The organism is Stenotrophomonas sp. STEN020, from assembly GCF_056760195.1.
Genome location: NZ_JBRREI010000039.1, coordinates 1 through 17,048, shown reverse-complemented (window position 1 = coordinate 17,048; position 17,048 = coordinate 1). Strand labels below are relative to the sequence as shown.

20 protein-coding genes are annotated in these 17,048 nt (G+C 64.1%); 15 read left to right on the top strand and 5 right to left on the bottom strand.

The window, feature by feature from the left end:
- Positions 1-106: 106 nt before the first annotated feature.
- Positions 107-640 (bottom strand): carboxymuconolactone decarboxylase family protein, encoded by a 534-nt coding sequence (locus ACVOLZ_RS15545; protein ID WP_481516922.1) that lies wholly within the window; start codon positions 638-640, stop codon positions 107-109.
- Positions 641-756: 116 nt separating this feature from the next.
- Here ACVOLZ_RS15545 and ACVOLZ_RS15540 point away from each other — a divergent pair, with 116 nt between their 5' ends.
- Positions 757-1,620, top strand: a complete 864-nt coding sequence (locus ACVOLZ_RS15540) for an AraC family transcriptional regulator (protein ID WP_481516921.1) — start codon at positions 757-759, stop codon at positions 1,618-1,620.
- On the opposite strand, the gene ACVOLZ_RS15535 is transcribed toward ACVOLZ_RS15540, so the two are convergent.
- On the bottom strand, positions 1,621-2,061 hold the full coding sequence (locus tag ACVOLZ_RS15535; RefSeq protein WP_481516920.1) for a copper chaperone PCu(A)C: 441 nt from the start codon (positions 2,059-2,061) through the stop codon (positions 1,621-1,623). It lies immediately after the preceding gene.
- A 36-nt stretch (positions 2,062-2,097) separates the two neighbouring features.
- Between ACVOLZ_RS15535 and ACVOLZ_RS15530 the strand changes: the two genes are divergently transcribed.
- The 4 genes from ACVOLZ_RS15530 to ACVOLZ_RS15515 all read left to right on the top strand — a co-directional run bounded on the left by ACVOLZ_RS15530 (position 2,098) and on the right by ACVOLZ_RS15515 (position 5,712).
- A complete protein-coding gene (locus tag ACVOLZ_RS15530; RefSeq protein ID WP_481516919.1) occupies positions 2,098-2,880 on the top strand; it encodes an enoyl-CoA hydratase/isomerase family protein in 783 nt (260 codons plus the stop codon).
- 92 nt (positions 2,881-2,972) lie between these two features.
- On the top strand, positions 2,973-3,884 hold the full coding sequence (tesB, locus tag ACVOLZ_RS15525; RefSeq protein WP_481516918.1) for an acyl-CoA thioesterase II: 912 nt from the start codon (positions 2,973-2,975) through the stop codon (positions 3,882-3,884).
- Positions 3,885-3,887: 3 nt separating this feature from the next.
- Complete coding sequence (locus ACVOLZ_RS15520) at positions 3,888-4,436, top strand: pathogenicity-like protein (RefSeq protein ID WP_481516917.1); 549 nt, start codon at positions 3,888-3,890, stop codon at positions 4,434-4,436.
- A 61-nt stretch (positions 4,437-4,497) separates the two neighbouring features.
- Positions 4,498-5,712 carry an RNA polymerase sigma factor gene (locus ACVOLZ_RS15515; RefSeq protein WP_481516916.1) on the top strand — a complete coding sequence of 405 codons (1,215 nt, stop codon included), beginning with the start codon at positions 4,498-4,500 and terminating at the stop codon, positions 5,710-5,712.
- 65 nt (positions 5,713-5,777) lie between these two features.
- On the opposite strand, the gene ACVOLZ_RS15510 is transcribed toward ACVOLZ_RS15515, so the two are convergent.
- Complete coding sequence (locus ACVOLZ_RS15510) at positions 5,778-6,362, bottom strand: EF-hand domain-containing protein (RefSeq protein ID WP_481516915.1); 585 nt, start codon at positions 6,360-6,362, stop codon at positions 5,778-5,780.
- 150 nt (positions 6,363-6,512) lie between these two features.
- On the opposite strand from ACVOLZ_RS15510, the gene ACVOLZ_RS15505 reads away from it, so the two are divergent.
- From ACVOLZ_RS15505 to ACVOLZ_RS15495, 3 genes are all read left to right on the top strand, one after another.
- Complete coding sequence (locus ACVOLZ_RS15505; RefSeq protein WP_481516937.1) at positions 6,513-7,274, top strand: arginyltransferase; 762 nt, start codon at positions 6,513-6,515, stop codon at positions 7,272-7,274.
- Between the two features lie 120 nt (positions 7,275-7,394).
- Positions 7,395-7,781, top strand: a complete 387-nt coding sequence (locus ACVOLZ_RS15500) for a hypothetical protein (protein ID WP_481511110.1) — start codon at positions 7,395-7,397, stop codon at positions 7,779-7,781.
- Between the two features lie 105 nt (positions 7,782-7,886).
- Positions 7,887-9,080: an endonuclease/exonuclease/phosphatase family protein gene (locus ACVOLZ_RS15495; protein ID WP_481516914.1), complete on the top strand. Its 1,194-nt coding sequence runs from the start codon at positions 7,887-7,889 to the stop codon at positions 9,078-9,080.
- Positions 9,081-9,149: 69 nt separating this feature from the next.
- On the opposite strand, the gene ACVOLZ_RS15490 is transcribed toward ACVOLZ_RS15495, so the two are convergent.
- Together ACVOLZ_RS15490 and purT are read right to left on the bottom strand one after the other, a co-directional pair.
- Complete coding sequence (locus ACVOLZ_RS15490; RefSeq protein ID WP_481516913.1) at positions 9,150-10,691, bottom strand: HEAT repeat domain-containing protein; 1,542 nt, start codon at positions 10,689-10,691, stop codon at positions 9,150-9,152.
- A gap of 456 nt (positions 10,692-11,147) precedes the next feature.
- Positions 11,148-12,332, bottom strand: a complete 1,185-nt coding sequence (gene purT / locus ACVOLZ_RS15485; protein ID WP_481516912.1) for a formate-dependent phosphoribosylglycinamide formyltransferase — start codon at positions 12,330-12,332, stop codon at positions 11,148-11,150.
- A gap of 261 nt (positions 12,333-12,593) precedes the next feature.
- Between purT and ACVOLZ_RS15480 the strand changes: the two genes are divergently transcribed.
- Genes ACVOLZ_RS15480 through ACVOLZ_RS15450 form a run of 7 tightly spaced genes read left to right on the top strand, consistent with a single transcriptional unit; the run spans position 12,594 to position 16,823 of the window.
- Positions 12,594-13,475, top strand: a complete 882-nt coding sequence (locus ACVOLZ_RS15480) for an SPFH domain-containing protein (RefSeq protein ID WP_481516911.1) — start codon at positions 12,594-12,596, stop codon at positions 13,473-13,475.
- Positions 13,476-13,497: 22 nt separating this feature from the next.
- Positions 13,498-13,782 carry a hypothetical protein gene (locus ACVOLZ_RS15475; protein WP_481516910.1) on the top strand — a complete coding sequence of 95 codons (285 nt, stop codon included), beginning with the start codon at positions 13,498-13,500 and terminating at the stop codon, positions 13,780-13,782.
- Positions 13,779-13,955, top strand: a complete 177-nt coding sequence (locus ACVOLZ_RS15470) for a type II toxin-antitoxin system antitoxin (protein ID WP_481516909.1) — start codon at positions 13,779-13,781, stop codon at positions 13,953-13,955. The genes ACVOLZ_RS15475 and ACVOLZ_RS15470 overlap by 4 nt, the downstream gene beginning before the upstream one ends.
- Entirely contained in the window at positions 13,955-14,137 is a 183-nt protein-coding gene (locus ACVOLZ_RS15465; protein WP_481516908.1) for a DUF4177 domain-containing protein, read from the top strand. Before ACVOLZ_RS15470 ends, ACVOLZ_RS15465 begins: the two co-directional genes overlap by 1 nt.
- A complete protein-coding gene (locus ACVOLZ_RS15460; RefSeq protein WP_481516907.1) occupies positions 14,137-15,429 on the top strand; it encodes an alpha/beta hydrolase in 1,293 nt (430 codons plus the stop codon). The genes ACVOLZ_RS15465 and ACVOLZ_RS15460 overlap by 1 nt, the downstream gene beginning before the upstream one ends.
- Positions 15,429-16,001, top strand: coding sequence for a PH domain-containing protein (locus ACVOLZ_RS15455; protein WP_481516906.1), 573 nt, complete (start codon positions 15,429-15,431; stop codon positions 15,999-16,001). Before ACVOLZ_RS15460 ends, ACVOLZ_RS15455 begins: the two co-directional genes overlap by 1 nt.
- 9 nt (positions 16,002-16,010) lie before the next feature.
- Positions 16,011-16,823: a M15 family metallopeptidase gene (locus tag ACVOLZ_RS15450; protein ID WP_481516905.1), complete on the top strand. Its 813-nt coding sequence runs from the start codon at positions 16,011-16,013 to the stop codon at positions 16,821-16,823.
- Positions 16,824-17,048 lie beyond the last annotated feature (225 nt).

Here is a 17,048-nt window from a genome sequence, read left to right as displayed (position 1 = left end):
AGCGCAGCGCTTCGCTCCTACCCTCACCCCAACCCCTCTCCCGGTGGGAGAGGGGCTTCAATTGCAGTTGCAGGCATGACGGTGACCTGCCTCCACCCGCATCGCCTTACTTCAAGGCAACCTTCGGAAAATCCACCGGCACATCCAACGCCACGTTGATGTAGTTGGTGAACAGGTTCAACGCCACATGCGCGAGAATCTCAACGATCTGCTCGTCACCGAAACCCGCACCGCGCAGCTCCGCCACATCGACATCGCCCAGCTGCGCACGTTGCTCCACCACTTTCAGCGCGAATCGCAATGCCGCAGCAGTACGCGCGTCTTCGGACTGCCCCACCTGCGCCGATGCCATCTCAGCCGCACTAGCGCCCGCCTTCTGCCCCAGCACGGTATGCGCCGCCAGGCAGTATTCGCAGCGGTTGCGGTTGGCGATGGCAACGGCCAGCTGTTCGCCAAGCTTGCTGCCAAGACTGCCCTTGCCCAAGGCACCAAACGCGCCCCACATGCTCTGCAATGCCGCCGGGGAGTTGGACACCGCCTTGAACATGTTCGGCGTCGCGCCAAAGGCCTGGTGAATCTGCGCCAACAGCGGCTGGCTGGCGGCAGGAGCGGTCTGGGTCTGTAGATTGATGCGTGACATGGTGATCTCCTGATCAATTGGGATGGCTACCGGGCCGTCAGCCCGTGAAAGAAGTATCCCGCCCGAATCAGAACCATTTGATACGATTAGTTCACCAAACGAACCAATTGATACAGATGAGCAACCTTCCCCCGGTAGATCGACTGGCAGGCGTCCTGGAGAACTTCCGCTTCCAGGCGCAGCTATTCCACTCCGGCCCGCTGTGCGGGCTGACCAGCTTTGATGCGGGCGAAGGCCATGCCTATCTGCACGTACTGCGACGCGGCCAACTCGAGGTCAGCCATCCCGGCAGCCGCGATATCCCTGCCTCGATGCACTTCGAGGAGCCGACGCTGCTGTTCTATCCGCGCCCGTTCAATCACCGCTTCCACAACCCGCCACGCGAGGGCGCCGATTTCACCTGTGCACGCCTGGACTTCGATGGCGGCATCGCCCATCCGCTGGTGCGTGGACTGCCGTCGCTGATTGCATTGCCATTGGCGCGCGTCCCCGGCCTGGCGATGACACTGGAACTGCTGTTCAACGAAACCGACAACGTCCGCTGCGGCCAGCGCCTGCTGACCGATCGGCTGTTCGAAGTAGTGGTCATCCAACTGCTGCGCTGGCTGCTGGATCACCCGCAGGAAGCCGGAATTCCCGCCGGCTTCATCACCGGCCTGTCGGATCCGCGCTTGTCCCGTGCGCTGGCAGCGATGCATGACCAACCCGGTGAAAGCTGGACGCTCAGCAGTCTCGCCGAACAGGCAGGCATGTCGCGCACCGCCTTCGCCAACAGTTTTCGCGACATCGTCGGACAGACACCGCTGGACTACCTCACCGATTGGCGCATCGCGCTGGCCCAGCGTCGGCTCCGCCAAGGCCGGCCGATCAAGACGCTGGCCGACGAGCTCGGTTATGCCAATGCTTCGGCGCTATCGCGGGTATTCACAGCCAAAACCGGAATGTCGCCGCGCGAGTGGCTGAAACAGGCCCAGGCCTGATCAGCGCGCAGGCGCCTCGCGTCGTACCTGCAGCATTCCGTCGACCTTGGTTCCATCTTCCAGGCTCAGCCGCAACGGCAACTGCGCGCCTTCCGTCAGCGGGACTTCCGGCTGCATCAGCATCAAGTGCAGACCCCCGGGCTTCAGCTCGGCAGCTGCCCCGGCAGCAATCGGCAAGCGTTCGATTTCGCGCATCCGGCTGACGCCCTGCACCACCGTGGTTTCATGCAACGACACATCGCCAAAGGCCTTGCTGCCCGCACCGATGACAACCACCTCGCTGGCGCAGCCGTTGCGGATGCGCGCAAAGCCAGCCGCCATTCGCGTCGCCGCCGGGGTCAAGCGCACCCAGCCCTGCTCCACGCTCACGCAGGCCGGTGCTGCAGCCGCCTCAAATGCACCCAAGGCCAACAGTACGCACACGAATGGTTTGGTTATCATCAGGCCACGACTCCTTGCCGTACGAGAAACCGCAGCATGACCACGCTCATCGAAGTGATCAACCATGGCCCCATCCGTGAACTGCGCCTGGCGCGGCCGCCAGTCAACGCACTGGATACCGAACTGTGCCGCGCCCTGATTGCTGCCGTCACCCTGGCCATGACCGACGACGTGCACGGCATCGTGCTGTCCGGCAGCGAGCGGATCTTCACCGGCGGCATGGACGTGCCGCACCTGCTCTCGCATGGTGATGACAAGCGCAAATTGATGGACAGCTGGCAGGCCTTCTTCGGGGCCGCCCGTGTGCTGGCCGAGAGCCGCGTGCCGGTGGTGGCCGCGCTGACCGGCCATTCACCAGCTGGCGGCTGTGTGCTGGCGCTGTGCTGCGATTACCGGGTGATGGCGCGCAGCGCCGACCCGGCCAAACCCTATGTGATCGGTCTGAACGAGGTGCAGGTCGGCCTGGTCGCGCCGGAAGGCATCCAACGCCTGATGCGCCGCGTGGTCGGCCACCACCGTGCCGGCGTATTGCTGACCGGCGGCCAGTTGGTCAGCGCCGAGCGCGCCCTGGATATCGGTCTGGTCGATGAACTGGCTGACGGCGCGCCACAGGTGGTCGAACGCGCCATCGGCTGGCTGCAGGCCCAACTCAAGCTGCCGGCGCAGCCGATGCTGCAGACCCGCGCCATCGCCCGCGCCGACCTGCACGAGGCCATGCAGGCCGAGCACATCCAGCTGGAGCGCTTCGTCGAGGCCTGGTTCTCGCCGGATGCGCAGGGCGCTTTGCAGGCCTTGGCTGCTCGCTTGGGCAAGAACTGAGCAGCGCTCGGTCCGGGTTGGGGATCGGTACTGGCAGCAGCGCCTGCCTGCGTTCCCCTTCCCCTGCTCGCCTATAATCGCGGCCTGTCGAAATGAAGGCCGCCGCCTTGTCCAACACGCCCGAACCCGTGGTCTCCGAACTGATTGACCTGCTGTCGCTGGAGCGGCTGGAGGACAACCTGTTCCGTGGCCAGAGCCGCGATATCGGCACCAAGTACGTGTTCGGTGGGCAGGTGCTGGGCCAGGCGCTGGCAGCCGCACAGGCAACGGTCGAGAACGGCCGTCACGTGCATTCGCTGCACGCTTACTTCCTGCGCGCCGGCAATATCGACCACCCCATCGTCTATGACGTGGACCGCACCCGTGACGGCGGCAGCTTCTCGGTACGCCGGGTCACCGCCATCCAGCATGGCAAGGTGATCTTCTTCTGCGCGGCCTCGTTCCAGCAGGCCGAGCGTGGTGCCGAACACCAGCACAAGATGCCGGATGTGCCGCAACCCGAGGACATCGAACCCAACCGCCCGGTGCCGGCCGACGTGCTGGAGCGGCTGCCGGTCAAGGTACAGCGCTGGCTATCGCGCGGCGGCCCGTTCGAGTTCCGCCACGTCTATCCGCGTGACGAGCTGAACCCGCCCAAGCGCCCGCCCTACCACCAGGTCTGGCTGCGATTGAACGAGAAGATCGGCGATGCGCCGGAACTGCATCAAGCGCTGCTGGCCTACGCCTCCGACTTCCACCTGCTCGGCACGGCGACCTTCCCGCACGGCATCAGCTACTACCAGCCGCATGTGCAGATGGCCTCGCTCGACCACGCGATCTGGTTCCACCGCCCGTTCCGCGTCGACGACTGGCTGCTGTACTCGCTGGACAGCCCCAGCGCGCAGGATTCGCGCGGTCTGGCGCGTGGCCAGTTCTATACCCGCGATGGCGTGCTGGTCGCCAGCACCGCACAGGAAGGCCTGATCCGCGTGACCCCCGACGACAACGAAGCGAGCAAGGGCTGAACCATGCGCAAGATTTTCAGCAGCCAGCGCGTCGAGAACGCCGAAGGTGTGGCGCAGATCCTGCGCGATGCCGGCATCGAGGTGCGCGTCACCAACGGTCGCTCCTACCACAGCAAGCGCCGCGGCCAGTTCAGCTATACCGACAAGGTCAACAACGAGAACCAGCCCGCGGTCTGGGTGGTGCACGCCAATGACCAGCCGCGTGCGCGCGAGATCCTGCGCGACAAGCGCCTGCTCGATACCACCCGTCGCGACCATCCCACCGCCGAATACGCCTTCCGCGAAGCACCCTCCGAAGCAGGCAATGGTCGCAGCTGGGCCTGGAGGATCCGCATCGCCCTGCTGGTGGTGATCGCGGGCGTGGCCTTGGTGATCATGATGCGCCATCGCACTACCCCGACCGCCGCTCCGGCGGTCCCCACCACGCAGGCGCAACCAGCCCAGCAGCAGCCGAGCGAAGACGAGTTCCGCGTCCGCATCCAGTCGCAGCCCGACGCCCCCTCGCAGGCTCCGGCACCGGCACCGGCACCGGCACCGGCACCGGAAAAATAATCGGTCACATCGGGCTTCGGTGCCCGTCCTGTTTGGCAGTACCGTCGAAAAGGCCTGTCCGATGAGCACCGAAACGCTGGAAATCCTGCTGCAGAACGAGCTACCTGCCGCCCGCCAGGGCTGCACGCAGTCCTATGGACGCATCGTGATGGCCTGCCAGAACACGGTGACCGCCATCGCCCTGGCCATCACCCGCGATGTGCAGGCCAGCGAGGACATCGCCCAGGAAGCCTTCATCAAAGCCTGGCAACAGCTCACCCAGCTCAACAACAGCTCCAGCTTCCTGCCCTGGCTGCGGCAGATCACCCGCAACCTGGCCCGGGACTGGCTGCGCGCCAACCGCAACCGTCCGCTCAGCGGCGAGGCTGCGGAAATCGCCATCAGCATGGCCGCCGATCCCTCGCCCAACGGTGCCGACGCGATGGCGCGGGTGGAGGAGGAACTGGTCGCCGAGGAAATCATCTCGGCCCTGCCCGAGGACAGCCGCGAAGCCCTGCTGCTGTACTACCGCGAAGGGCAGAGTTCACAGCAGGTGGCCATGCTGCTGGGCCTGAGCGATGCGGCCGTGCGCAAGCGCCTGTCGCGCGCGCGTGCCAGCGTGCGCGAGGAAATGCTCAAGCGCTTTGGTGAATTCGCACGCAACTCGGCACCAAGCGCCGCTTTCGCTGCCTTGGTCAGCTCGGCGCTGATGCTGGCCGCCCCTGGTGTAGCCAGCGCTGCGATCATTGCCAGCGGCGCAGGAGTTGCCGGCACCAGCGCTGGCAAATTGGGAATCAGCAGTCTTGGCATCAACACCGCCGGCAGCGGCGCGGCCGCAGGAACACTCGGCGCTGCCGTAAATGCATTGTTCCCGAATCCTTTCGATCTATGGATAGTGCTGGGCGCAGTCGTGTTTGGCACCGTTGGGGCCTATCTCACCAATCTCTACCTGCTGCACTATGCCGAGACGCCGGAGGAAACCCAGCGTGTTCGCCGTTTCATGCGTCTGCACACCATCGGCGCCTTCGTGTTCTGCATCTGCGCCATGGCCGGCATTGTGTTCCGCATGGGCCTGATTGGCGGACTGCTGACCCTGGCAATAGGCATGGCCGTATTGAACTACCAGTACCTGGTCACGTTGCCGCGCGTGATGGCGCCGATGCTTGCCCGTGATGCAGCTCGCCATGGCCGCAAGGGCCCGTCCTGGATCTATCAGAGCATGTTCGGACGCAGCGCCGTGGTCAGCGCATCGCTGCTGGCGGTTGCGGCGACGCTGTACGCGTTGCTGCAGCACTGAGTTCCAAAGCAAAACACCCCCGCTGTTATCAGCGGGGGTGTTGTCGATCGGCGCCTTTGTGCAACTTACTTCGCAGCCGGAGCATGCGGCGGCATCGGGCCACGCGGGCCACGATGCTCGCGGTGACCGTCCTTGCGTGCGGCCTCCAGTTCGGCAGGACTCAACTTGCCATCCTTGTTGGTATCGGCCTTGGCAAACCACTCGGCACGACGCTGTTCGGCACGGGCCTGACGATCAGCCTGGTCGATGTAGCCGTCCTTGTTCACGTCCAGACGAGTGAAATTAGCCTGGTACTCGGCAGCGCTGATACGGCCATCGTTGTCGGTATCCATGCCGCGCATGAAGCCGCCATCACGCTGGCCGCGATGGCCGCCGTGGCGATCACTGCCGTGACGCCCGTCATGCCGCATCTGCGCCATTTCCTCGCGCGACAGCTTGCCGTCCTTGTTCTTGTCCAGTTCATCGAAACGCTGTGCCAGACGCGGGCGCGCCGCTGCTTCCTGACGATCAACCACGCCATCATTGTTGGCATCCAGGCGCTGTGGCGCCGGGCCGGTGCTGGTCGGCGCAGCCGCGAACACCAAGCCGGTCGCCGAGGTGGCCAGCAGCATCGCCAGCAGGAGGAGAGGTTTGCGGTGGGTCGTGGTCATGGTGTGGCTCCGTGGTGAGACTGCGGACGCGGCATTGCGTCCTCGCTACGGTCAACGCACCAGCTGCCGACTTGGTTGACCTGCATGCCGGCGATATTCATCACGCAGACAGGCGCAGGTTTTGCGACGCGCCACGGCTATGCTGTGCGCATGGCAGCCCACGGCGAAAACAACGAAGAACTGCGCCTGTTCCAGACCGGCGAGCATCCCTGCGGCTATTGGCCGGAACGGCAGGCACGCGACTTGGTGCTGGATCCCCAGGACGAGCGCCTGGGCGCGCTTTACCCGATGGCGTTGAGCTGGGGCTTCCGCCGCTCCGGCGACCTTGTATACCGCCCGCATTGCGAAGGCTGCCGCGCCTGCGTGCCGGTGCGTATCCCGGTGGCGCGCTTCCGCCCTGACCGCAGCCAGCGCCGCTGCCTGGCGCATAACGCCGACCTGCAATGCCGGATTCTGCCGGCCGAGCGTACCGACGAGCAGTTCGCACTGTATCAACGCTACCTGTCCCACCGTCACGCCAAGGGCGGCATGGACGAGCACGGCCCGCACGAGTTCGACCAGTTCCTGATCGGCAGCTGGTCACACGGCCGCTTCATGGAAATACGCACGGCAGGTGCTGCCGGCAAACGCGGGCAACTGCTGGCCGTCGCCGTCACCGACGTCACCGACCTCGGCCTGTCGGCGGTCTATACGTTCTTTGATCCGGATCAGGAAAAGCGCAGCCTCGGCACCTTCGGCATCCTGCAGCAGATCGCCTGGGCCCAGCGCAACGGCTTGCCGCATTTGTATCTGGGTTATTGGATCAATGGCCACCGCAAGATGGACTACAAACGCCGTTTCCATCCGCTGGAGTATTTCGACGGAAAGCGCTGGGTGCAGGGCGAACAGGACCTTGGCAATGGCCAGCCTTGATTGAGAAACACCTCAACTGTGACCTGTCTTGATACTTATTTAACCGGGATTTATGCAGAATAGGAATGTCATCGCGCATCGTGATGGCGCAAGGAAGTATTCATTCAACAGGAGTAATGCGTGAAGACCCAACTTTTGATTCTGGCTGCAATTGGCACCCTGGCCCTCGCTGGCTGCAAGAAGGCCGAAACCCCGGCCACGGACGCACCGGCAGCCACCCCGGCCGCTGCACCCGCAGCTGCTGCAGCTGAAGTCACCCCGGCCCCGGCCACCGACACCGTCAAGGCCGGCACCGGCGTTCCGGAATGCGACCAGTACCTTGAAAAGGTCTACGCATGCATCAGCGACAAGGTTCCCGAAGCCCAGCGCGACATGATGAAGCAGGGCATCGAGCAGTCGCGTAGCGCCTGGGCTGGTGTGACCGACAAGACCGAGCTGGCCAACCAGTGCAAGACCGCGCTGGAACAGGCCAAGACCAGCTTCGGCGCGATGGGCTGCACGTTCTAAGCAACGTAACAGCGCTATCCGTGGACGCCCCGCTTGCGGGGCGTTCGTGTTTTCGCAACTTCATGTTTTCGCCTTATCGTCATGGCGACGTGAGAAAATCGGCGGATGCGCATCTCAACCCTACTCGCCCCGATGACCCTGCTGTTGGCAGCCTGCTCCACCTCACCCAGCGGCAGCGCCAGCCCGCCGAACCAGCTGCGGCTGGCAACCTACAACACCTCCCTGTATTCCGAGGAGGAAGGCGGTCTGATCCGTGAACTGCAGGGCGACAGCGCGCATGCGCGCAAGATCGCTGCTGTACTGCAGCAGACGCGGCCGGATCTGGTCCTGCTCAACGAATTCGATTTCGACGACGCCCACCGCGCCGCCGACCTGTTCCAGCAGCGCTATCTTGAAGTCGCCCAACCCGGCGGCGGCGAAGCACTGAAATACCCCTACCGCTATCTGGCCCCGGTCAACACCGGCGTGCCCAGTGGCCTGGATCTGGACAACAACGGCACGGTTGGCGGCAAAGGCCGCGAGCGTGGCAACGATGCCTGGGGTTACGGCCTGCACCCGGGCCAGTACGGCATGCTGGTGCTGTCCAAGTACCCGATCGATGAAGCTGCCGTACGTACGTTCCAGCTGTTGAAGTGGAGCACCATGCCCGGCGCGCTGCGTCCGATCGAGCCGACTACCGGCAAATCGTTCTGGCCGGATGCGGTGTGGTCACAGCTGCGACTGTCGTCCAAGTCGCATTGGGACGTGCCGGTGCGCACCCCGCTGGGCACGGTGCACGTGCTGGCATCGCACCCCACGCCGCCGGTGTTCGATGGCAAGGAAAAGCGCAACGCCGCCCGCAACCACGACGAACTGCGGCTGTGGAAGGAATACCTCGATGGCGGCGACAAGCCGTGGCTGTGCGATGACAAGGGCACATGCGGTGGCCTGGCCGGTGATGCACGCTTCGTCATCGTTGGCGACCTGAACAACGATCCGGCCGATGGCGACGGCCGCCACGACGCCATCCTCGAACTGCTGGAACACCCGCGCGTGCTGCGCTACCCCACTCCGACCAGCGTCGGTGCCGAGCAGACCAGCCTGGCCTATGCAGAGAAGGGCATCGTCCGCCGCGGCGCCCCGCAGCACGCCACCGGCGACTTCGGCCCGCGCTCGGGCACCATGCGCTTGGATTATGTACTGCCCTCCACCGGCCTGAGCTACATCGGCAGCGGCGTGTTCTGGCCCGCCAACGACAGCCCGGAAGCGAAGATCGCCGACGGCAGCGACCACCATCTTGTCTGGGTTGATGTGCGCTGAGCACTGCAAATTGCATCTGAAGGTTTTGCATGACGCCGGCGCCAGCCGGCGTCATTGCTTGACCTCTTCCTACGGCCAATCATCTGCCGCCATCATGGCTGCCTCAGCAACTTCCTCGGCAACCGCCTCTGCTTCCTGCCTGGCAAGCGCCTGCGACCTTGCGGACAACTTGTCCGGCACCGGCTTCCTGCACTCCGCCATGCGCATCTTTCCGTCAGCGGAGACCACGATCGTTCCACCGCTGTAAGTGGCCACCAGCAGTTCGCCGTTGGTGGTCAGGTACGTTCGCATGGGTGCCCCTGGCAGAATCCGCCACGTCGAAGCCTTCCAGCCAGCCACGGTCTGTTCGATGCTGATCAACGCGCCCCGATTACCCCCAAGGTGAGCAATACCAACCACCGCCACATAGCCATCACCGAAGCGGAAGATGTCTTCAACGTTTTCCTGCAACAGATCGTGCTGCTGGCCCTGCTCACCGAAGAAGAGCAGTTCCCCACCCCACTCTCCTCGGTCACTACCGAGCAACCAGCCGCCGGGCACACGCAACGCTGTACTCGGAACCTGCTTCACCAGCCGACGTTTTTCAACGATTTTTCCCGTTCCAGCGTCCCCCTCAGGAGGCGGCGCGATTTCGATCTCGCTTCGGTTATAGGCCAGCGCTTTCAGATTTGCAGCATGCGTCGGCGCGCGTAGTTTGGTTGCACTACTCTCAGCCAGCTCACCATCAACCGGCACACCACATACAGGAACGCCATCGTCTTCACCGATATGAGAATAGCGGAAGAATTCGGATGGAAAGTTGTCCGGGTGATACCTCGAAACATAAGGTTCGCCGTTACCGATCCTGGCCATCGCCAGCGTGGCCGCTTGTCGAACCGGCGGATACCAGTGCAGCATACTTGCCCGCTGTAGTGCCGGCAGGGCAGAACCCGCCTTGATCTGCCCCAGCGACTCCGCCGCCGTCCATGCCAAACGCGGGTCCATCGGATCATTCAACTTGCCAGCCAACGCAGGTCCAGCAGCGGCATTGCCGATAAAACCCAAGGTCCTCGCCGCCGCGACCCGGACTTCCGGATCGGCATCATCCAACAGCGCAATCACCCTGCCAGCAGCGCCGGCCGCAGCCGGCCCCGCCTGCGCAGCATCTCGCAGCGTCAGCGCGTCAGGATCGACAAGGCGCTGCACGAATATGCTGCCAGCTTCAGTGGAACCGATAGCGACAAGTGCATTGTCGATCGCCGGCGCCAAAGAGGGCCGACGGCTGCGCAACTGCAGCAGCTCAGCTTCGAGCCCCAAGGCCGGCACCCCGAGCTCGGAAATCATTCCAATAGCACCGTAGCCCACCTGATCGCTCACATCAGGCGCCACGGCAATCGAGAGCAGCTGGGGCGCCGCGGCGGCACGGACTGATGGTGGCATGCGATGCAGCACTTCTCCCAACAGAAAATGCAGGTGACCATCGCAGGCTGTCTCGCAGCGAGCGGCTTCCACGATGTAAGGCACGGCCCGCGCGCCACTCAACTCAACGGCATAGGCTTCTTGATTGTGCGGCGCACTGTCCGAGCGCAGATAGCGCTGCACGGCTTCGCCGGCAGCTTCGTCCGTGTCCATCCGAGCAAGCGCCGGTGCCAGCCAGCCCAGACCACGATCAAGCCCGCGCCTGATCTCTGGCAGGTAGGCAGGGTCTATATGCGGCACATCCCGCAGCACCCTGCCAGCCAGCTCGGAAACAGCGATATCCGCGCTTTCCAACAGCGGCACAAGTGCCGCATCAGCACCAGCAAACGTGCTGATTCGCGCAAGCAGCACCTCTGCCTGTGCACGCGCCTCAGACGTCCGTGGCGGAGTCTTCGCCAACATCTGCAAGCTGCCAATGCATATTTCCAACGACGTACACGGCAGCCCAGCCGGTGCACGCACCGCAGATGCCGGCAGCACAGCAATGACCACAATCGTTGCAACAGTCCAAGCCAGCAATCTGCGCATTTCCCCCCCACGAGAATCAAGCAGGACACAAGCCCGACAACATAGCCGTTTGGCGCAGGCCCGAACCTGCGCCAGCAGCTGTTACCGCAGTTCAATACCAATTGCCGCTGCCGCATCACACGCAATCGCACGCGCCTGATCCACATTTACTGCGCGCGCCAAGGTCACACCGACGCGCCGCTGGCCCTGCACCATCGGCTTGCCAAACAGGCGTAGCGCCGAGTCCGGATGGATCAGTGCTTCGGCCACGTTGCTGAAGAACGGAACGCCATTGCCCTGCGCCAACATCGCGCACGATGCCGATGCGCCGTTGTGACGGATGCTCGGGATCGGCAGGCCAAGAATGGCGCGTGCGTGCAGTGCGAACTCGCTCAGCTCCTGCGACACCAGGGTCACCAGACCGGTGTCGTGCGGACGCGGCGAGACTTCGCTGAACCACACCGCGTCGCCCTTCACGAACAACTCGACACCGAACAGGCCCCAGCCGCCGAGGTCATCGGTGATGGCACGGGCGATCTGTTGCGCACCCTCCAGCGCCTTGGCCGACATCGCCTGCGGCTGCCAGCTTTCGCGATAGTCGCCATCCTTCTGCAGGTGGCCAACCGGATCACAGAACGCTGTTCCACCAGCGTGGCGCACGGTCAACAAGGTGATCTCGTAGTCGAAGTCGATGAAGCCTTCGACGATGCAACGGCCGGCACCGGCACGGCCGCCGGTCTGCGCGTATTCCCATGCCGGTCCGATATCGGCTTCGCTGCGCAGCGTGCTCTGGCCCTTGCCCGAGGACGACATCACCGGCTTGACCACGCACGGCAGGCCGATGGTGGCGACGGCCTCGCGGTACTCGGCTTCGGTATCGACAAAGCGATAGGGCGAGGTCGGCAGGCCCAGGGTTTCCGCGGCCAGACGGCGGATGCCTTCGCGATCCATGGTCAGGCGCGCGGCGCGCGCGGTCGGGATCACCCGCAGGCCCTGCTCGGCCTCCAGCTGCACCAGGGTTTCGGTGTGGATGGCCTCGATCTCCGGCACCACCAGATGCGGCTGCTCCTGCGCGATCAGCGCCTTCAACGCGACCGGGTCAAGCATGTCCAACACGTGGCTGCGATGCGCGACCTGCATGGCCGGGGCATTGGCGTAGCGGTCGGCGGCGATCACTTCCACCCCGAAACGCTGCAGTTCGATCGCCACTTCCTTGCCCAGTTCGCCCGAACCAAGCAGCAGGACGCGGGTAGCGGATGGGGACAACGGGGTACCGAGGGTGATCATCAGGCAGGTCCGGAAGGGCGCTAAAGAGGATGCATATTCTAGGCAAGCCGGGCCGTGGAGGGGCGGCCCCATTCCCCGGGTAAGCACCAGCGGACCCGGGGAATGGATGGAATGGCGCAGCGGGGATGAGGTGTCCCGCACCGGCCTCCGGGGCGAGCGTGCTTACCCGGTTCCTGCCCAGGCCAAGGCGCAATGACAGAACCACTTGCATGTTGATATCAATTTGATATCTTAACCATCAACCACCACGGAAGATGTGCCATGAAAGAGAAGTCCATCGGTTCCATGACCGGCATTCCCACCCTGCTTGGCACCCTCCTGATGATGCTTGCGGGCGCCATCGCGATCATTGCAGCGATCGTAGTCACCAAGAACGGTACCGGTGGCGGCGGGCCGATGGTGATCGGCGGCATCGCTTTGGTGGTCGTCGGCCTCTTCCTCAGCTGCGGCCTATACATGGTCCAGCCCAACCAGGTCGCTGTGATCAGCCTGTTCGGCAAGTACGTCGGTACGGTCAAGGAAAACGGTCTGCGCTGGAACAACCCCTTCTACAGCAAGCGCACCGTCAGCCAGCGTGTGCGCAACTTTGAAAGCGGCAAGCTCAAGGTCAATGAGCTGGACGGCTCGCCGATCGAAATCGCCGCGGTCATCGTCTGGCAGGTGGTCGATGCTTCCGAAGCGGTCTACAACGTCGACGACTACGAGAGCTTCGTGCACATCCAGTCCGAATCGGCGCTGCGTGCGATGGCCACCAGCTACCCCTATGACCAGCACACCGAAGGCCAGCTCGCCCTGCGCAGCCACGCCTCCGAGATCTCCCAGCACCTGAAGGACGAACTGGCCGAACGCCTGGCCGATGCCGGCGTACAAGTGCTTGATGCCCGCATCAGCCACCTCGCCTACGCACCGGAAATCGCCCAGGCCATGCTGCAGCGTCAGCAGGCCAGCGCGGTGATCGCCGCGCGCACACAGATCGTCGCTGGCGCCGTCGGCATGGTCGAAATGGCGCTGCTGGAACTGCAGAAGAACGCCGTCGTCACCCTCGACGAAGAGCGTAAAGCGCACATGGTCAGCAACCTGTTGACCGTGCTGTGCTCGGACCGCGGCACCCAGCCAATCGTTAATGCCGGTTCGCTGTACTGAACAACGCAGTGAGGTAATCGTAGTGAATGTTTTCGCCCCCCTGATCATTGCCGCCACCGGCATCCCTGCTCTCTGCTTCGCGGTATGGAGCGGACGCCCCGGCACCGCGCACGCACGCGGGCTGGGCCTGCGCTGGGCTTTGATCGCACTGTGCATGTTCCTGGCTGCCACCGGCGTCTACCTGGCCGGTGACAACCGCAACATCGCCTACGGCGTGATCATCGCGCTGGTGGTCGCGGTCAATGCGCTGGGCATTTCGATGGTGCTGCATCTACGTCGCGGCAACAACGGAGCACCCCGCAGGTGAGCGAGAAGAAGGCCTATCCGCTGCGCATCAACGCTGATGTTCTGGCGGCGACCCAGCGCTGGGCCGACGACGAGCTGCGCAGCCTCAACGCGCAGATCGAGTATGTGATCCGCGACGCCCTGCGCAAGGCCGGGCGTTTACCCAAACCTCAAGAAGAGCCCAAGGAAGAATAATGAGCACGCAGTGGAAATACCTGGTCGTCGAGTTGAAAACCACCCTGATGGGCAGCTTCAAGGCAGAAACACTGCAGGAAGAACTGGACAAGCAGGGCCGGCTTGGTTGGGAACTGGTCAACGTGGTCCATGCCACTCCAACCATTTCCACCCCCACATTGGTTTTCAAAAAGGCTCTGTGATGAAAGCCTTGAGTGGATTGATCACAGCAGCGATTCTTTCCCTCGCCGGCAGCGCACATGCTGCCGACCCGGCCACTCTGGCCACCCAGCTGCTGGACCGGCTTGATGCTGGCCAGTACGCGGCTGCCGAAGCGGATTTTTCGGCACAGATGAAAGCGGCGGTACCAGCAGACAAGCTCAAGGCGGTCTGGGAGTCGCTGCCCGCGCAGATGGGTGCAGCCGGTCCACGTGGCGAAGCCGCAACCAGCGAAGCCGACGGCTTCCGCATCGTCGTCATTCCACTGCGCTACGCCAATGGCGCCCTGCAGGCGCGCATCGTGCTGGACAAGGACGACAAGGTTGCCGGCTTCCTGGTGCAGCCTGCAGCCGCCGCACCTGCACCGCCGCCTGCAGCTGATGCCAGCTTCATCGAACAGGACTTCAACGTGCCAGCTACTGGCAGCGCCAGCGCGGCACTGCCGGGCACGCTGACCCTGCCCAAGGGCAAGGGTCCCTTCCCTGCCATCGTATTGGTGCACGGCTCCGGTCCGCAGGACCGCGATGAAACAATCGGCCCCAATCGCCCGTTCCTGGACATCGCGCGCGGCCTGGCAGCACAGGGCGTTGCCGTGCTGCGCTACGAAAAGCGCAGCCACGCGCGTCCGCAGGATTTCAAAGGCAGCTTCAGCATTGATGACGAAACCACCGACGATGCGGTCGCTGCGGTAAACGCGCTGGCAACCAACGTCATCATCGATCCTCGCCGCGTCTATCTGCTGGGCCACAGCCAAGGTGGATTGCTGGCCGGGCGCATCGCCAAGGCGGCCAATGGCAAGCTGGCTGGACTGGTGCTGCTGGCTGCACCGGCGCGCCCAATCCTCGACCTGCTGGCCGAGCAGAACCGCTACATGCTCGGTCTGGACGGCACGATCAGCGCCGAGGACCAAGCCCAGCTCACCGCCCTGGATGCGGCCATCGCCGCCGTGCGCAGCAATCCGGATGCACGATTGATGGATGTCCCCGGGCGGTTCTGGCAGCGGCTGGAAACCGTCGACCCCATCGCCGGTGCGCGCGACAGCAAGTTGCCAGTGCTGGTGCTGCAGGGCGGCCGCGACTTCCAGGTGATCGACACTGACTGGCAGCTGTGGAACAAGGGGCTGCAAGGTGAGCGCTACCGTTTTCGGCACTACCCGGCGCTCAATCACCTCGGCATCGCCGGTGAAGGCAAGGGCTCGCTGGAAGAGTACGCGCGCCCGGGTCACGTCGATCCAGCACTGATCAACGACATCGCGCTATGGATCAAAGCACAGTGATGAGCAGCCGCAACACCACGCCAACCGAAACAAAAAAGTTCAACGTCGCCAAACCAACCAGCTCACTCCTGCTCTGGCTATGGGCGCCCATGCTGCTGGTGCTCAGCATCGATCCGCTGATCAGGTTGTTCGCCGGCAAGCCGCCGTTCCAGGCGACATTCGCGTCCTGGGGTGGCTGGTTGGTACTGTCCCTGGTTGGCGCGGCGCTGACTCTGGCCTACCGTCGGCGCGAACTGCGCGTTGAATCGAAGCAATTGACCATCGCCGCCACCTTGTACACCCGACGCGTGCCGCTGAGTTCGATGCGGCTGGAACGCGCGCGCGTCGTCAATTTCGCAGAGAACCCTGATTTCAAGCCAGGCGGGAAATCCAATGGTTTCCAGTTCCCCGGCTTCCGCGCTGGTCACTTCCACATGAAGGGCGGCGGCAAGGCCTTCTGTCTGATCACCGACAACAGCCGCGTACTGGTGATCCCGCTGCGCGACGGCAACAGCGTGCTGGTCAGCCCCGAGCAGCCGCGCGCCCTGCTGGATGAACTCAGACGACTGGCCGACGGCGACGCACGGGCCTAAGCTGCGCGTATGCGCAACGCTCCCCACATCCTGCTCAACACGCCCGACATCGAGATCTGGCCCGGCGGCCTGCTGCGCGCGCGCAGCAGTGATGATGCACGCGTGCTGGCCCGGGCAACGCAGGTGCTGCGACGCAAACGCGATGGCCGCTATCTGGCTGCGCAGCTGCGTGGCGGACTGATGCCATTGGTGACCCGGCTGGCGGACGAACCCGGCATCGACTTTGCGTTGACCGCGCTGGAAGCCTTGCGCGCACAGCCATCCCGTATTCCGCCAGCGAGTGGCAGCCTGCCCTTGCATCAGCTGCATCTGCATCTGCAGCAACTGGATCTGGATGCCGACGCCTACGCCGCGCAGACCGGTTTGCCGCTGGTCGCCGAACCGGCGCATCTGCGCCTGGCCGGTTTTGATCGCTACCGTCGTCCGCTCTGGCTGACCGGCGGTGCAGCGCGCGGCTGGCAACGCATGCAGCAGACGGCCGCTACTGATGGCATCGCGCTGGATGCGATCTCCGGCTACCGCAGCCACGACTATCAGCTCGGCATTTTTGAGCGCAAGCTGGCGCGCGGCCTGAGCGTGGACGAGATCCTCACCGTCAACGCCGCTCCTGGCTACAGCGAGCACCATGGCGGCAACGCACTGGACATCAGCACACCGGGCGAGCCGCCGGCAGAGGAATCCTTCGAACTCACCACCGGGTTCGCCTGGCTGCAGCAGCACGCAGGGCGCTTCGGCTTCCACATGAGTTACCCGCGCGACAACCCGCACGGCATCGTCTACGAGCCCTGGCACTGGTGCTATCGCAGCGCTGCGCCGTTGTAAGAGCGGCGTAAGCTGCGAAGCTGACGAACCGTCCGATGCATTGTCTGCAAGGCGCCTGCCGAGCATGGCTCGGCACTACGGATCAGCATTTACTTTTGGGCATGCCTGCGACCTGACAGATCATGGGCTTCGGGGCGTAAACCCCCCCCCCCAAAAACACGCGGGCCCCCCATTTTGGGGGCGGCGGAAACCCCGCCCCCCCCCCCCACCCCCCCCCCCGGCCAA

Coding starts and splice junctions, on each gene's coding strand:
- ACVOLZ_RS15455 (WP_481516906.1), top strand. CDS start 15,429: ATGAGCAGCCGCAACACCACGCCAACCGAAACAAAAAAGTTCAACGTC.
- purT (WP_481516912.1), bottom strand. CDS start 12,332: ATGATCACCCTCGGTACCCCGTTGTCCCCATCCGCTACCCGCGTCCTG.
- ACVOLZ_RS15460 (WP_481516907.1), top strand. CDS start 14,137: ATGAAAGCCTTGAGTGGATTGATCACAGCAGCGATTCTTTCCCTCGCC.
- ACVOLZ_RS15515 (WP_481516916.1), top strand. CDS start 4,498: ATGAGCACCGAAACGCTGGAAATCCTGCTGCAGAACGAGCTACCTGCC.
- ACVOLZ_RS15465 (WP_481516908.1), top strand. CDS start 13,955: ATGAGCACGCAGTGGAAATACCTGGTCGTCGAGTTGAAAACCACCCTG.
- ACVOLZ_RS15495 (WP_481516914.1), top strand. CDS start 7,887: ATGCGCATCTCAACCCTACTCGCCCCGATGACCCTGCTGTTGGCAGCC.
- tesB (WP_481516918.1), top strand. CDS start 2,973: ATGAAGGCCGCCGCCTTGTCCAACACGCCCGAACCCGTGGTCTCCGAA.
- ACVOLZ_RS15520 (WP_481516917.1), top strand. CDS start 3,888: ATGCGCAAGATTTTCAGCAGCCAGCGCGTCGAGAACGCCGAAGGTGTG.
- ACVOLZ_RS15540 (WP_481516921.1), top strand. CDS start 757: ATGAGCAACCTTCCCCCGGTAGATCGACTGGCAGGCGTCCTGGAGAAC.
- ACVOLZ_RS15535 (WP_481516920.1), bottom strand. CDS start 2,061: ATGATAACCAAACCATTCGTGTGCGTACTGTTGGCCTTGGGTGCATTT.
- ACVOLZ_RS15450 (WP_481516905.1), top strand. CDS start 16,011: ATGCGCAACGCTCCCCACATCCTGCTCAACACGCCCGACATCGAGATC.
- ACVOLZ_RS15490 (WP_481516913.1), bottom strand. CDS start 10,691: ATGGACACGGACGAAGCTGCCGGCGAAGCCGTGCAGCGCTATCTGCGC.
- ACVOLZ_RS15545 (WP_481516922.1), bottom strand. CDS start 640: ATGTCACGCATCAATCTACAGACCCAGACCGCTCCTGCCGCCAGCCAG.
- ACVOLZ_RS15510 (WP_481516915.1), bottom strand. CDS start 6,362: ATGACCACGACCCACCGCAAACCTCTCCTCCTGCTGGCGATGCTGCTG.
- ACVOLZ_RS15530 (WP_481516919.1), top strand. CDS start 2,098: ATGACCACGCTCATCGAAGTGATCAACCATGGCCCCATCCGTGAACTG.
- ACVOLZ_RS15480 (WP_481516911.1), top strand. CDS start 12,594: ATGAAAGAGAAGTCCATCGGTTCCATGACCGGCATTCCCACCCTGCTT.
- ACVOLZ_RS15505 (WP_481516937.1), top strand. CDS start 6,513: ATGGCAGCCCACGGCGAAAACAACGAAGAACTGCGCCTGTTCCAGACC.